This window comes from Ruegeria sp. CDSB013 (genome assembly GCF_059611165.1).
On record NZ_JBXWPA010000009.1, the window covers coordinates 90,371 to 104,150 of the forward strand.

The following is a 13,780-nucleotide window of genomic DNA, read 5'->3' on the forward strand; positions in this document are numbered from 1 at the left end:
CAAAGGATTCTACCGTCAATGTCCAGCTATGCCGTGGGGGCGTAGAGAATTGGGGTAGATGTGGTGGATAAAATAGTCACGCTTGAACAAAAGGAAACCGTTCGGCTGGATACGGACCGCTTGAACGGGCTGTATCACCAATTGGGCGACAAGAATGCATTGGATGTTTTGTGCCGTACGGTCGAGGAATTGGCCGTGCGCCTGTCAAACTGCGAGCGATTTTGGCGTCAGCGCGACTGGGCCGGGCTGCGCAAATGCGCCCGGTCACTGGTGGCCATTGCCGAACAGATTGGCATGACGGCGCTGGCCCGAGTCGCCGGTGATGTGGCGCAATCGGTGGATGTTGGGGATGCGGTCGCGACGGGGGCCACCCTGTCGCGCCTGATCCGTGTAGGTGAGAAATCGCTGACCGTAATCTGGGATCAGCAGGATCTTTCCCTCTGACGGGGCTTGCGGACGGATTGTGGGCGGCTAGGCTGGGCACAAATCGAACCAGCCGAGATGTCCATGACCCTGTCCTTCGCTTCGCCGTCCGAACCCTCTGTACCGCTGCATGTCATTTCGCAACCCGATCTTGACGATTGGTTGAAAGACCAGCCAAGCCACATCGCATCGTGGGTCGAGGCCAATGGATTCACCGGGGCCATGGGACAGGCACTGCTGATCCCGCAATCAGATGGTGCGCCCGAAATGGCATTGGCGGGTTACGGAAATAGCAGCAAGCGCGCGCGCAAACGGTTCCCGTTGGCAGCGGCGGCCGAAGCCTTACGGAAGGGAACCTATCACATCGCATCAGGTGTGCCCGCTGATGCGATAAGCAACGAGTGCCTTGGTTGGTTGCTCACAGGATATGCCTTTAACCGTTACGCCAATCAATCACCTGCCAAGGCGCGACTCATTGCACCCGAAGGTGTTGATGCCGCGCGGATTGAGGCGCTAGCCAGTGCCGAGGCGCTGACCCGCGATTTGGTCAACACACCGGCCTCGGACATGGGACCGGATCAGCTGCAGGCCGCGGCCGAGGATTTGACGCAGGAATTCGGCGCGTCCTGTTCGGTAATCAAAGGCGACGCCCTGCTGGACCAGAATTTCCCGCTGATTCACACGGTCGGACGCGCCGCCGCGCAAACACCGCGCTTGATCGAGATGACATGGGGCAACACCGGGCCCAAACTGACCCTTGTCGGCAAAGGTGTGTGCTTTGACACTGGCGGACTGAATCTGAAGCCAGGGAATTCGATGTCCCTGATGAAAAAGGACATGGGCGGCGCGGCCAATGTGCTGGGACTGGCGCGGATGATCATGGCACTAAAGCTGCCTGTACAACTGCGCGTGCTGATCCCGGCGGTCGAGAACTCGGTGTCCGGCAACGCGTTCCGGCCGGGCGACATCCTGACCTCGCGCAAAGGTCTGACGGTGGAGATTAACAACACCGACGCCGAAGGGCGGCTGGTTCTGGCCGACGCATTGGCGCTGGCGGATGAGGGTGAACCTGACCTGATCATCTCGATGGCGACGTTGACCGGTGCCGCGCGCGTGGCGGTTGGTCCCGATCTGGCGCCCTTTTACACCGATGACGATGGCGCGGCAGACGCGCTGGCCAACGCTGGTCGGCAATCGGCCGACCCTGTCTGGCGGATGCCTTTCCATGAACCCTATGAGGCGATGATCGAACCCGGCATTGCTGATTTGGACAATGCTCCATTAGGTGGGTTCGCAGGCTCGATCACCGCGGCCCTGTTCCTGCGCCGCTTTGTGGGTGACAGCCGCTATATGCATTTCGACATCTATTCCTGGCAGCCCAGCAAAGCCCCCGGACGCAGCAAGGGCGGTCTGGGCCAAGGGCCGCGTGCCGTGCTGACCGCCCTGCCCGAGATTCTGAACCTATGACCCGCCTGCGCGTCATAAAGCCGGTTGTTGATTTGTTGCGCAGCCCGAATGGCCCAAGGGATCGGCAGCTGTTGTTTGGCGACCCGGTAGATGTTGTTGACGATACCGATGGGTGGAGCCGGATCACCTCGGTCAAGGATGGCTATCCCGGTTGGGTCAGGTCCGATCAACTGGGGCCTGAGGCGCAACAGACCCACTGGGTCACCGCGCCCGCGACACATGCCTATCAACAGCCCGACATGAAAAGCCAGGACCGCGTATCGCTGAGTTTTGGCAGCAAATTATGCGTGCTGTCGGAACAGAATAGATTTCTGGAAACTGAACTGGGGTTCATTCCAGCGATTCACGCCAAACTCAGAGCAACGCACCTGACCGACCCCGTAGCGGTGGCCGAGCTATTTCTGGGCACGCCCTATCTTTGGGGGGGAAACAGTTGCTTCGGTATTGATTGTTCTGGGTTGGTTCAGGCCGGTTTACTGGCCTGCGGCATACCCTGCCCCGGTGATAGCAGTGATCAGGAACGCGAACTGGGTACGGCGCTGCCCGCCGGGACTGAACCAAAGCGCGGGGATCTGTTGTTCTGGAAAGGCCACGTGGCATGGGTCTATGGCGAGAACATGCTGCTTCACGCCAACGCCTACCACATGGATGTGACGTTCGAGCCGATGGATCAAGCAATCACACGGATTCTGGAGCAGGGCGACGGGCCAGTAACAGCCCACAAAAGGCTCTAATCAAGGTCGACAGATCGGATCAGCTTGCGTTCTAACACGCGCAGCACGGTGCGCAGGTCATGGCCTCGCTTCAGGATCCGCCCGTCCATGCCGATCACTGAATACATCCCCTGTTTGGATCGCAGACGAGGGTGTTTTTCAACCCGGTAGATCGGATGCTCTGCCGTGCGTCTGAAAATGGAAAAAACCGCCATATCGCGCAGGTTGGAAATACCATAGTCGCGCCATTCTCCGGCGGCGACCATCTTGCCATAGACGGACAGGATATGTGACATCTCGCGCCGGTCGAACGCGACGGGCATCTGGGCCGAGTTTGCAGAAAACCGGCTGGGAGGCTGCATGTTCATACCCTCAGCCTTGCCGGAAAACGCATTTGAATCAAGTCCGGTGCCAACAGGTGTGGTAATTTTGAATCGTTTCGCCTTACCGTCGCCCAACTTGTCGACAGATTAGAATCACCGGCAAAAGCCCAACGGCCAGGATCACAAGCGAGGGTACCGCTGCCCCCTCCAACCGTTCGTCCGAGGCCAGACGATAGGCCTGGACCGCAAGCGTATCAAAGTTGAATGGGCGCATGATCAGGGTCGCGGGCAGCTCTTTCATCACGTCCACAAACACGATCAACAAGGCCGTCAGCAATGAGGGTGTCAGGATTGGCAAATGCACACGGCGCAAGGTGCCCAGCGGCGATTGGCCCAAAGACCGGGACGCAGCATCCATATTGGCGTGCACTGTGCTCTGCCCACCCTCATACGCGCTGAGCGCTGCCGCCAGAAAGCGCACCATGTAAGCTGCCACCAGCAACCAGATCGAACCCGTCACCAGCAGGCCGGTCGAGACGTCGAACGTCTGGCGCATCCACGAATCCAGCGCGTTGTCGAATCTGGCGAAGGGTACCATCAGGCCAACAGCGATCACGCCGCCGGGCACCGCATAGCCCAACCGCGCCAGATAGCCTGTGGTCGATGATCCTCGACCCGGACGAAGGCGCTGAAAGAACCCAACACAGATCGCGGCGCAGACCGTAACTACGGCGGCCACTCCTGCAAGTGTCAGCGAGTTTTGAATGAACCCGATATATCGCCGAGACAGCAGGTTTTGTTCCGAGGTCAGGCCCATCTGGATCAAGATAAATACCGGCAGCAAGAACCCCAGTACCACCGGAATAGCGCACAAGGTTATGGCTGCTGCGGATTGCCAGCCCTTAAGCTGCGCCGAAGGCAGGGACGCATGGCTTTTGCCTGCCTGATAGTACTTTGCCTTGCCGCGCTGCGTCCGCTCGGCCACGGCCATGACCAGCGCAAAGCCCAGCAGGCACAAGGCCAACTGCGCCGCAGCCGCTCGGTCGCCGATCGAGAACCAGCTTGTGTAGATGCCCGTGGCGAATGTCTGAACGCCGAAATAGGCGACCGTGCCGAAATCAGCGATGGTTTCCATGATGGCCAGCAGGACACCCCCGGCAATGGCTGGACGAGCCATCGGCAGCGAGACATGCCAGAATGCCAACCACGGGCTTTTGCCCAGCGCACGGGCGGCCAGAAAAGCGGTGGCACTTTGCTGCAGAAACGCGGCCCGCGCCAGCAGATAGACATAAGGGTAGAGCACTAGGATCAGCATCACCGCCGCGCCCTCGGTCGAGCGGATTTCCGGGAACCAATAGTCGCGCGGCCCCCAACCTGTCACGTCGCGCAGCGTGGTCTGCACGATACCGGGGTGATCCAGAATGAACGTATAGGCATAAGCCAGAACATAGGCCGGAAAAGCCAACGGCAGCACCAGTGCAATTTCCAGAAAACGCACACCGGGAAAGCGTGTCATCGTCACCAGCCACGCCGCGCCTACCCCGATAGAGAACGTGCCGATAGCCACCAAAACGACAAGGATCACGGTTGTCAGTGCATACCCGGGTAAAACCGTCTCGAACAGATGTGAGACCGTATCCGTACCCCCCGTCACCGCCGCCAGAACAACCGCAACCATCGGCAGAAGACAAGCGGCTGCTACCATATAGGCCACAGTGGCCACCAACCGGGTGCCCAGCGCGCCGCGATTGCGTTTCCCGTGTTCTGAATAGTCGATTTCGGCCATGGACCCGGATTGTGACTGGCGTTGGCTATTGATCAGCCTTTAATCGACCAAAAAGCTAAGAAACACCAGTGCAGGAAAAACAAATCTGCGGCACATACTGCCGCAGACATGGCTCGGGGTTATTCGTAAACGCGCTGATCCTCGATCACCAACCCGTCCTTCGGCAGTGATCCGGGGGTTACAACCTCGATTGCGCCTTTCAGTTTCAGCACCTCGACCACGGACTTGGCATAGGCCATGTCGTCTCCGCTTGCGCTTTCGATCTGAACGGTCATCGTGTCCATCTCACCCTGACGGGCGGCGATGACGCGGGCTTTGACGATTTCCTCGTGCTTATCGACCAATGCTGCCACCTGTTCTGGGCGGACGAACATGCCCTTGATCTTGGTGGTCTGGTCCGCGCGACCCATCCAACCCTTGATCCGAAGGTTGGTCCGCCCACAGGGTGAAACACCCGGCATGATCGCGGACAGATCACCCGTGGCAAAGCGGATCAGCGGGTAATCGGGGTTCAAAGAGGTCACCACAACCTCACCCACCTCACCCGGCTCTACCGGTGTTCCGGTGCCAGGGGTGACAACCTCGATGATGACATGTTCGTCGATGATCATCCCTTCCATCGCGGCGCTTTCATAGGCGATGTTGCCCAGATCGGCCGTGGCATAGCATTGCAGGCAGGAAATCCCCCGATCGGCATAGTCCTGACGCAACGATGGGAACAGCGCGCCGCCGCCCACGACAGCCTTTGAGAAGTTCAAGGCCACGCCCATCTCATCCGCCTTGTCCAGAATGACCTTCAGATAGTCCGGTGTGCCCGCATAGGACGTGCAGCCTACATCGCGCGCTGCTGTCACCTGCAATTCGGTCTGGCCAGTACCGGCTGGCAGCACAGCTGCCCCTACTGCGCGTGCGCCGCTTTCAAAAATCATACCCGCTGGCGTCAGGTGATAGCCGAAACAGTTCTGAACGATATCGCCGGGCCCAACTCCGGCGGCGTTCAGGAAACGCCCCATGCGCCACCAATCATGATCCGTGCTGCCAGGTTCATAGATTGGACCAGGAGACTGGAACACATGATGGAAATGCCGGGCCGGTTTGACGGTAAATCCGCCGAATGGCGGACGCGACGCCTGTGCTTGCGCCAGATCGGATTTTCGCAATACCGGCAGTTTCACCAGATCATCGGCTGAAATCACCGCGCTGGTATCCGCATCCGCCAGATGCGCAGCAAAGCCCGGTGCGGACAAGGCGCGGTCAATCTGAGTACGCAGCGCCTGCGCCTGATCAGCGGAGCGTTCATCGGCTGATCGGGTTTCGAGAGCGTCGAAATAGGTCATCGCCAGATCCTCCATTCGCTTACAACCACCTCTTGCGGCGGCGGTAAGACCGCACGTCACGGAAGCTTTTGCGGCCTTCGTCGGACATGCCCAGATAGAATTCTTTCACGTCCGGATTTTCACGCAGATCGGCGGCGGGGCCGTCCATCACAACACGCCCGGATTCCAGAATATAGCCGTAATGCGCAAACCTTAGAGCCACATTGGTGTTCTGTTCGGCCAACAGGAAAGAAACACCTTCTTTCTCGTTCAGGTCCTTCACGATACCGAAAATCTCTTCGACCAGCTGCGGCGCCAGACCCATCGAGGGTTCGTCCAGCAGGATCGTCTCGGGCCGCGACATCAAAGCCCGACCCATTGCAACCATCTGTTGCTCACCACCCGAGGTGTAGCCTGCCTGCGACCGGCGGCGTTCCTTCAGACGGGGAAAATATGTGTAGACCAGTTCAAGGTCCTGCTGGATGGCGGCCTTGCCATCCTTGCGGGTATAGGCCCCGGTCAGCAGGTTTTCTTCAACCGTCAGGTGTTCAAAACAATGGCGGCCTTCCATCACCTGGATGACGCCCTTTTCCACCAGATCGGCAGGATCGCTTTCATGCACGCTGGAGCCGCGATATTCGATCGTACCTTTAGTGACTTCACCGCGTTCCGAATGCAAAAGGTTCGACACCGCCTTGAGCGTTGTCGTCTTACCCGCGCCATTGCCGCCCAGCAGGGCCGTGATACCGCCCTTGGGCACAGTCAGGCTGACGCCTTTCAGAACGAGGATCACGTGATTATAGATCACCTCGATATTGTTGACCTCAAGCAGGGTTTCCGACTTGGTGTCAGTGGTTTGTGCCGCATCCAGCATCTGCGCGTGTCCTTAAGCGAGTGTGGGGTTCGGGACGGCGGTCTGCCGCCGCCCCGGGTTGTTCAAAGCGCTGTATCAGCAACGCCCTTCAATGTTGTTTTCTGCTGCATAAGCCGCAGAATCTTCATCGATTAGCGCGCCGATCACTTCACCATCGGTCTGCTTGAAGTCCGAGATCAGCGTCCAGGTCTTGTTTGCTGCATCCCACTGCGTCACACCCACAAGGGCGTCACCGCCATGGTTTTCGCAGGAGACCGAGAAGGTCGGACCGAAGTTTGCCAGGCCCAGTTCGGCCATCTTCTCTTCGGTCATCTCCAGTGCTTCCATACCGGCACGCATCTCAGACGGGGTGATTTCCGCATTGCCGGAGATTTCCTGGGCTTTCTTGATGGCTTCGGCAGCCAGAACAGCCGCATAGAGACCACGGTTATACAGAACAGTGCCTACCTGATCACCCGCACCAGCAGCCTTACCCGCATCGACAACGTGTTTCTGTAGATCGTCAAAGACCGGGAAATCCGTGCCAACGTTGTGGAAGGTAAGTGCCTTATAGCCATTGGCGGCTTCGCCCGCTGGCAGCACATCGTTCTCCGAACCGGACCACCAGATACCGATGAAGTTTTCCATTGGGAACCGGATATTGGCGGCCTCTTGTACCGCAACCTGGTTCATCACGCCCCAGCCCCACATCAGGACATAGTCGGGACGATCACGGCGGATTTGCAGCCACTGCGACTTCTGTTCCTGACCCGGGTGATCGACCGGCAGGGCGACCAGTTCAAAACCGTGCTTCTTGGACAGCTCTTCCAGTGTGCGGATCGGCTCCTTACCATAGGCCGAGTTGTGGTAGACCAGCGCGATTTTCTTGCCGCTCAGATCACCACCGTTCTCCTCAAGCAGATAGTTTACCGCACCCGAGGCCCCGTCCCAGTAGTTGGCGGGATAGTTGAAGGTGTGGCTAAACACATCGCCATTCTTGGCCGAGGTCCGGCCATAACCCATCGTGTGCAGCGGAATGTCGTCTGCGGTGACTTTTGGGATCAGCTGATAGGTGATGCCAGTCGACAGCGGTTGATACACCAAAGCGCCTTCGCCCTTGGTGGCTTCATAGCATTCCACACCTTTTTCGGTGTTGTAGCCGGTTTCGCATTCGACCATCCGGATCGGAACACCGCCGATGCCGCCATCGCGCTCGTTCAGCAGGGTGAAATAGTCGTTATAGCCATCCGAGAACGGAATGCCGCCAGCGGCGTAAGGCCCGGTACGATAGCTCAGATCGGGGATCACAAGATCCGCCAGAGCGGGTCCTGCAGCCATCAGGGCGCTCAGCGCCGCGGTTGCCAGTTTCAATTTCATCGGGTGTCTCCTCCCTTGGTTAGTCCGATGTTGCGTTCGGGCTTGTGCCGCCCGTTTTTTCATTGGGCCGACCCCTTAGTGCGGGAACGGCCATAGTCTCAGTTTCTCTTTCGCCACGCGCCACAGTTGTGCCAGCCCGTGCGGTTCCAAGATCAGGAACATGATGATCAGCGCGCCGACGATCACCAGCTGCAGATGTGCCACGATATCCGTGGGCCAGCCCAGAACGTCGACGCCCACCACTTTCAGGACCACCGGCAGCAGAACAAGGAAAGCGGCACCGGCGAACGATCCGAAAATGGACCCTAACCCTCCGATAATAATCATGAACAGGACTAGGAACGATTTCTGGATACCGAATACTTCGCCGACCTCGACCGCACCAAGATAGACAGCAAAGAATAGCGCGCCCGCGATGCCGATAAAGAACGAGCTGACGGCAAAGGCGCTCATCTTGGCCTTTAGCGGGTTCACCCCAATGATCTCGGCCGCGATGTCCATGTCACGGATCGCCATCCATGTCCGGCCCGTCGTGCCGCGCGTCAAGTTGCGCGCGATCAGGGCGCTGACGGCCAGGAAAATCAGGCAGAACAGATAGGTGGCCCATGCCGGTGCATTCGGGCCTGTGATGATGATGCCGAACACATCCCTTTCCGGCGCGTTGATCTGACCCGAGGCCGAATAGTTGTAGAACCAAGGCACCCGGTTAAAGAGCCACACAAGGAAGAACTGCGCCGCCAGCGTGGCCACGGCGAGATAGAACCCCTTGATCCGCAGGCTCGGCAGGCCAAACAGCACCCCGACAATGGCCGTTATGCCGCCGGCAAGAATGACATGAATGAACATGCTGACATCCGGGAAAGAGGTCATAAGCTTGTAGCAGGCATAGGCACCCACAGCCATGAAGCCACCGGTACCCAAGGATACCTGCCCGCAATACCCCACAAGAATGTTCAACCCGATCGCCGCAATGGCATAAATCAAAAAGGGCAGTAACAGCGCATTGGCCCAGTAGTCATTGATGACGAACGGGATGATCCCAAACGCCACCGCCAAAACCACATAATACCGATACCGGTCGAACTTGATCGGAAAGGTCTGGCTGTCATCTGTGTAGGAGGTTTTGAAATCCCCGGCCTCACGATAAAACATGTCTTACTTTCCCCATTCTTCTTGCGCCCGGTTGCGGGCCTCGGCGTTCAGCTGCTTGGAGCCTTTTGCATATCCGCTCGCCTCTGAGGCGCGCACCAGTTTCATGTAAGCCAGGATGCCCATGGCGAGCCCGGCAAAAGCCAGAATTGCTGCAATCACCAACTGACCTTCGGTTAAATCATCCGAAGTGAGCGCGATGTAGCCAAAAGCCCAGAACCCGGCCCACGCGATCACGTTGATGATGGCGATCAGCTTGGTCACGTCCTACACCCTCTCAATGATCTTCTCACCGAACAGGCCCTGCGGCCGGAACACGAGGAAGATCAGCGCCAGAACATAAGCGAACCAGTTCTCGGTCGCGCCGCCGACCAGCGGGCCGATCGCGAACTCGAACAGCTTCTCGCCCACACCGATGATCAGCCCGCCAACAATGGCCCCGGGGATCGAAGTAAATCCGCCCAGCATCAGCACCGGCAGCGCCTTGAGCGCGATCAGGGACAGCGAGAACTGAACGCCCGATTTGGTGCCCCACATGATGCCTGCAACAAGTGCGACAAAGCCCGCAACCGACCACACCATGATCCAGATGAAGTTCAGCGAAATTCCGACAGACAGCGCCGCCTGATGGTCATCGGCCACCGCGCGCATCGCCCGGCCCTGCTTGGTGTATTGGCTGAACGCGACCAGTGCGGTCACCAGCAGTGCGGCAATCACCGTCGCCACAATGTCCAGGTTGTCGATAAAGAAGCCGTAGCCAAAGATGTTGAACGTGGTCTCATCGATCCACAGGTTGATGCCCTGCGGCAGGCCGACATCCAACGTCTTGATCTCGGATCCCCACATCAGGTCAGCCACGCCCTCAAGGAAATAGGCCAGACCGATGGTCGCCATGAATAGGATAATCGGCTCTTGCCCGACCAAATGCCGCATCACAAAGCGTTGCACCGCCCAGGCCAGCAGAACCATGACACCCATCGTCAGGATAATCGCCACAAACGCAGGCACATTCCATCCGAACTTGTGGATATGCGTTCCGAATGTCGCGTTGATCAGATGGGCAAACGGGACCTGCCCGTTCATGATCCCCACCAGAGTCATGGCAGCGAAAAGGGCCATAACCCCTTGAGCATAATTGAAGATTCCGGACGCCTTGTAGATCAGCACAAAGCCCAGTGCGACCAGGGCGTACAGAACACCTGCCATAAGGCCGTTGAGGAAAACCTCCATCGCGAAAATCAGCTGATCAGGCATGTGCGCCCCCTCTCATGTCTGTCAGTTGCTCAGTCATGGCTCACCCCCAGATAGGCGTCGATGACTTCCTGATTGCTGCGCACCTCATCCGGGGTGCCGTCGCCGATCTTCTTGCCGTAATCCATCACGACCACCCGGTCGCTCAGATCCATCACAACACCCATGTCATGCTCGATCAGGGCGATGGTGGTGCCAAACTCGTCATTCACGTCGAGGATAAAGCGGCTCATGTCCTCTTTCTCTTCAACGTTCATGCCGGCCATCGGCTCGTCCAGCAGCAATAGCTTGGGCTCCGCCGCCAGCGCGCGGGCCAGTTCCACCCGCTTTTTTAGCCCGTAAGGCAGGCGTGACACCGGCGTCTTACGGATGTGCTGAATCTCAAGAAAGTCGATGATCTTCTCGACCGCTTCGCGGTTTTCGACCTCTTCCGCCTCAGCCTTGCCCTTCCACATGGCCTGCTGAAAGATGTTGGTCTTCATGTAGTTCAGGCGCCCGGTCATGACGTTGTCCAGCACGCTCATACCTTCGAATAGGGCGATGTTTTGAAACGTCCGGGCAATGCCTTGCCGCGCAACTTCGTAGGGGCGCATCTGCGGGCGCTTTGATCCATGGAACCAAACCTCACCCTCCTGCGGGATATAAAACCCTGAAATCACGTTCAGCATTGAGGATTTACCGGCCCCGTTCGGGCCGATGATGGCGCGGATCTCGCCCTCTCGGATATCGAACGAGATATCCTTGATCGCCACCACACCGCCAAAGCGCAGGGTGATGTTTTTCATCTCCATCACCACGCCGCCGATCTTGCGGCCGTCTTCGGTGACATATCCTTCGGAGTTATCCAGCATCAGTCACTCCCAGACTTGCGGAAATACGGGACGGCGGGCGGGGCGATGACCGCAGGTCGAGCGGCGCACGACCGGCCTTCATTCCGCCGCCACCTTGTGCTGCGCAACCGGTACAACCGGCGCATCGACAATCTCAAGCGTGGCACTGATGGACCCCTTGCGACCGTCTTCATAGGTCACTTCGGTTGTGGTCGAGACCTGCTTGGACCCATCATAAAGCGCATCGATGATGTCGCTGAACTTATCTTCGACAAACCCGCGACGCACTTTCCGGGTCCGGGTCATCTCACCGTCATCCGCATCCAGTTCCTTGTGCAGCACCACAAAGCGATGCACCTGGCAGCCCGACAACATTTCGTCAGCGGCCACAGACTTGTTCACCTCTTCCACGTGGCTTCGAATCGTCTCTAACACACGGGGATTTGCAGTCAGTTCCTGATAAGACGCATAGGCTACGTTGTTGCGTTCCGCCCAGTTGCCCACTGCTGTGAGGTCAATATTGATAAAGGCCACGCAGCGGTCCTTGCCGTTTCCGAACAAAACAACCTCAAGGATGTCGGGATAGAATTTCAACTTGTTCTCGACGTATTTCGGCGCAAACATCGACCCGTCGGCCATCTTGCCAACGTCCTTGGCGCGGTCAATTATCCGCAAATGTCCTGAGTTTTCTTCGATGAAACCGGCATCGCCAGTGGCAACCCATCCCTCGGCGTCCTTGGTCGAGGCCGTGGAATCCGGGTTGTTATAGTACTCGACAAACACACCGGGCGAGCGGTAGTGGATTTCGCCCTTGTCGTCGATCTTCAGCTCAACGTCCGGGGCGGGCACACCAACGGTATCCGCGCGCACCTCTCCATCGGGTTGAACCGTGATAAATACGGTCGCTTCGGTCTGACCATAAAGCTGTTTCAGGTTGATGCCCAAAGAGCGGTAAAAATCAAAAATCTCCGGCCCGATAGCTTCACCCGCAGTATAACCTACGCGGAAGCGGCCATAACCCAGTGTATCCTTGAGCGGCCCGTAAACCAGCAGGTTGCCCAGCGCGTATTTCACGCGGTCGCCGAACCCCACCGGCTTACCGTCCAGCAGCAGCCCGCCTACTTTCTTGGCATGCGCCATGAAGTGATGGAACATACGCTGCTTCAACTTGCCGGCGTCCTCCATCCGGATCATCACATTGGTCAGCTGAGTTTCAAACACTCGTGGTGGGGCGAAGAAATAAGTTGGCCCGATCTCGCGCAGGTCCGTCATCATCGTGTCGGCGCTTTCGGGGCAGTTCACGCAGAAACCACACCAATAGGCCTGACCGATGGAAAAGATGAAGTCGCCAACCCATGCCATTGGCAGGTAAGACAGGATGTCCTCATTCCGGGTCAGATGGTCAAATTCGGCCGAGTTCTTGGCACTTTCAATCACATTCCGGTTCGACAGCACCACACCCTTGGGTTTGCCTGTGGTACCCGATGTATACAGCATGACGCAGGTGCCGTCGTATTCGATCTCGGCAATCCGACGATCCAGTTCCTCGTCAAAGCGCGCGTGACCCGCGCTACCCTCAGCCATCAGGTCGTCCAGCGCGTTCATCTGGGAGTGATCGTATTTCCGCATCCCCCGCTTGTCGGTATAGAGGATGTGCTTGACCTGATGCAGGTTTTCCTGAATCTCGATGACCTTGTCGACCTGCTCCTGATCACCGCAAACGACGTATTTTGCGCCGCAATGATCCAGCACATAAGCCATCTCTTCGGCGACTGCGTCCTGATAAAGCGGCACCGGCACGGCACCCACCATTTGCGCTGCAACCATCGACCAGTAATGCGCAGGACGGTTACGTCCGATCACGGCGATATGGTCGCCTTTTTCTACGCCAAGTTCCAGAAAGCCCAAGGCAATCGCGCGGATTTCCCTGGCCGTTTCGGCCCAGGTCCAGCATTGCCAGATTCCGAATTCTTTTTCCCGGTAGGCCGGGGCGTCCCCGAACTGGGTCGCATTGCGGTGTAGCAGCGCCGGAAGAGAGTGCATCCCTTCAGCGCCCGACTGCGTCTGAGCCAATCTCTTTCTCCTCCCCATCCGACCCCTCCTCCGGGCCGGAAACGGCGGACCAGGGATCAACCCCGGACGCCAACGCCCCGATAAGGGACGCAGGAAAGATCAGCGTCAACTTTTTCCTGATGTTTTCTCAATTCTTACGAATTGTAACAGGGTTGAAGGAGTGATTTTCCCTACAGAAAAAGATGCATTCAAATCGGCCAAAAAGAGCAAATTTGGCTA

13 protein-coding genes are annotated in these 13,780 nt (G+C 57.9%); 3 read left to right on the top strand and 10 right to left on the bottom strand.

Features of this window, described 5'->3' with window-relative positions; translation table 11 throughout:
- The first annotated feature begins 63 nt into the window (after nucleotides 1-63).
- The 3 genes from AC2FJF_RS15725 (at nucleotide 64) to AC2FJF_RS15735 (ending at nucleotide 2,624) form a co-directional block, all read left to right on the top strand.
- On the top strand, nucleotides 64-444 hold the full coding sequence (locus tag AC2FJF_RS15725; RefSeq protein ID WP_058279209.1) for a hypothetical protein: 381 nt from the start codon (nucleotides 64-66) through the stop codon (nucleotides 442-444).
- 63 nt (nucleotides 445-507) lie between these two features.
- Nucleotides 508-1,890, top strand: a complete 1,383-nt coding sequence (locus AC2FJF_RS15730; protein ID WP_496726224.1) for a leucyl aminopeptidase family protein — start codon at nucleotides 508-510, stop codon at nucleotides 1,888-1,890.
- A complete protein-coding gene (locus tag AC2FJF_RS15735; protein ID WP_496726225.1) occupies nucleotides 1,887-2,624 on the top strand; it encodes a C40 family peptidase in 738 nt (245 codons plus the stop codon). Before AC2FJF_RS15730 ends, AC2FJF_RS15735 begins: the two co-directional genes overlap by 4 nt.
- Here the strand turns inward: AC2FJF_RS15735 and AC2FJF_RS15740 are convergent.
- From AC2FJF_RS15740 to AC2FJF_RS15785, 10 genes are all read right to left on the bottom strand, one after another.
- Complete coding sequence (locus tag AC2FJF_RS15740; protein WP_058275250.1) at nucleotides 2,621-2,971, bottom strand: DUF2794 domain-containing protein; 351 nt, start codon at nucleotides 2,969-2,971, stop codon at nucleotides 2,621-2,623. The genes AC2FJF_RS15735 and AC2FJF_RS15740 overlap by 4 nt on opposite strands.
- A gap of 76 nt (nucleotides 2,972-3,047) precedes the next feature.
- A complete protein-coding gene (locus AC2FJF_RS15745; RefSeq protein ID WP_496726226.1) occupies nucleotides 3,048-4,712 on the bottom strand; it encodes an ABC transporter permease in 1,665 nt (554 codons plus the stop codon).
- Nucleotides 4,713-4,831: 119 nt separating this feature from the next.
- Nucleotides 4,832-6,049: a phenylacetate--CoA ligase family protein gene (locus tag AC2FJF_RS15750; protein ID WP_496726227.1), complete on the bottom strand. Its 1,218-nt coding sequence runs from the start codon at nucleotides 6,047-6,049 to the stop codon at nucleotides 4,832-4,834.
- A gap of 19 nt (nucleotides 6,050-6,068) precedes the next feature.
- Entirely contained in the window at nucleotides 6,069-6,902 is an 834-nt protein-coding gene (locus AC2FJF_RS15755) for an ABC transporter ATP-binding protein (protein ID WP_496726228.1), read from the bottom strand.
- Between the two features lie 75 nt (nucleotides 6,903-6,977).
- Nucleotides 6,978-8,258, bottom strand: a complete 1,281-nt coding sequence (locus tag AC2FJF_RS15760) for an ABC transporter substrate-binding protein (RefSeq protein ID WP_058275084.1) — start codon at nucleotides 8,256-8,258, stop codon at nucleotides 6,978-6,980.
- Nucleotides 8,259-8,333: 75 nt separating this feature from the next.
- Complete coding sequence (locus tag AC2FJF_RS15765; protein WP_058275085.1) at nucleotides 8,334-9,410, bottom strand: branched-chain amino acid ABC transporter permease; 1,077 nt, start codon at nucleotides 9,408-9,410, stop codon at nucleotides 8,334-8,336.
- A gap of 3 nt (nucleotides 9,411-9,413) precedes the next feature.
- Entirely contained in the window at nucleotides 9,414-9,671 is a 258-nt protein-coding gene (locus AC2FJF_RS15770) for a hypothetical protein (RefSeq protein WP_058279215.1), read from the bottom strand.
- Nucleotides 9,672-9,674: 3 nt separating this feature from the next.
- Nucleotides 9,675-10,661, bottom strand: coding sequence for a branched-chain amino acid ABC transporter permease (locus AC2FJF_RS15775; protein WP_496726229.1), 987 nt, complete (start codon nucleotides 10,659-10,661; stop codon nucleotides 9,675-9,677).
- A 29-nt stretch (nucleotides 10,662-10,690) separates the two neighbouring features.
- Nucleotides 10,691-11,509: an ABC transporter ATP-binding protein gene (locus tag AC2FJF_RS15780; RefSeq protein ID WP_496726230.1), complete on the bottom strand. Its 819-nt coding sequence runs from the start codon at nucleotides 11,507-11,509 to the stop codon at nucleotides 10,691-10,693.
- Nucleotides 11,510-11,587: 78 nt separating this feature from the next.
- Nucleotides 11,588-13,531, bottom strand: a complete 1,944-nt coding sequence (locus AC2FJF_RS15785) for an AMP-binding protein (protein ID WP_496726314.1) — start codon at nucleotides 13,529-13,531, stop codon at nucleotides 11,588-11,590.
- Nucleotides 13,532-13,780: the final 249 nt, after the last annotated feature.

Excerpts from the sequence above, each read along its gene's own strand:
- AC2FJF_RS15730 (WP_496726224.1), top strand. The coding sequence starts at position 508 with ATGACCCTGTCCTTCGCTTCGCCGTCCGAACCCTCTGTACCGCTGCAT.
- AC2FJF_RS15735 (WP_496726225.1), top strand. The coding sequence starts at position 1,887 with ATGACCCGCCTGCGCGTCATAAAGCCGGTTGTTGATTTGTTGCGCAGC.
- AC2FJF_RS15740 (WP_058275250.1), bottom strand. The coding sequence starts at position 2,971 with ATGAACATGCAGCCTCCCAGCCGGTTTTCTGCAAACTCGGCCCAGATG.
- AC2FJF_RS15745 (WP_496726226.1), bottom strand. The coding sequence starts at position 4,712 with ATGGCCGAAATCGACTATTCAGAACACGGGAAACGCAATCGCGGCGCG.
- AC2FJF_RS15750 (WP_496726227.1), bottom strand. The coding sequence starts at position 6,049 with ATGACCTATTTCGACGCTCTCGAAACCCGATCAGCCGATGAACGCTCC.
- AC2FJF_RS15755 (WP_496726228.1), bottom strand. The coding sequence starts at position 6,902 with ATGCTGGATGCGGCACAAACCACTGACACCAAGTCGGAAACCCTGCTT.
- AC2FJF_RS15760 (WP_058275084.1), bottom strand. The coding sequence starts at position 8,258 with ATGAAATTGAAACTGGCAACCGCGGCGCTGAGCGCCCTGATGGCTGCA.
- AC2FJF_RS15765 (WP_058275085.1), bottom strand. The coding sequence starts at position 9,410 with ATGTTTTATCGTGAGGCCGGGGATTTCAAAACCTCCTACACAGATGAC.
- AC2FJF_RS15775 (WP_496726229.1), bottom strand. The coding sequence starts at position 10,661 with ATGCCTGATCAGCTGATTTTCGCGATGGAGGTTTTCCTCAACGGCCTT.
- AC2FJF_RS15780 (WP_496726230.1), bottom strand. The coding sequence starts at position 11,509 with ATGCTGGATAACTCCGAAGGATATGTCACCGAAGACGGCCGCAAGATC.
- AC2FJF_RS15785 (WP_496726314.1), bottom strand. The coding sequence starts at position 13,531 with ATGCACTCTCTTCCGGCGCTGCTACACCGCAATGCGACCCAGTTCGGG.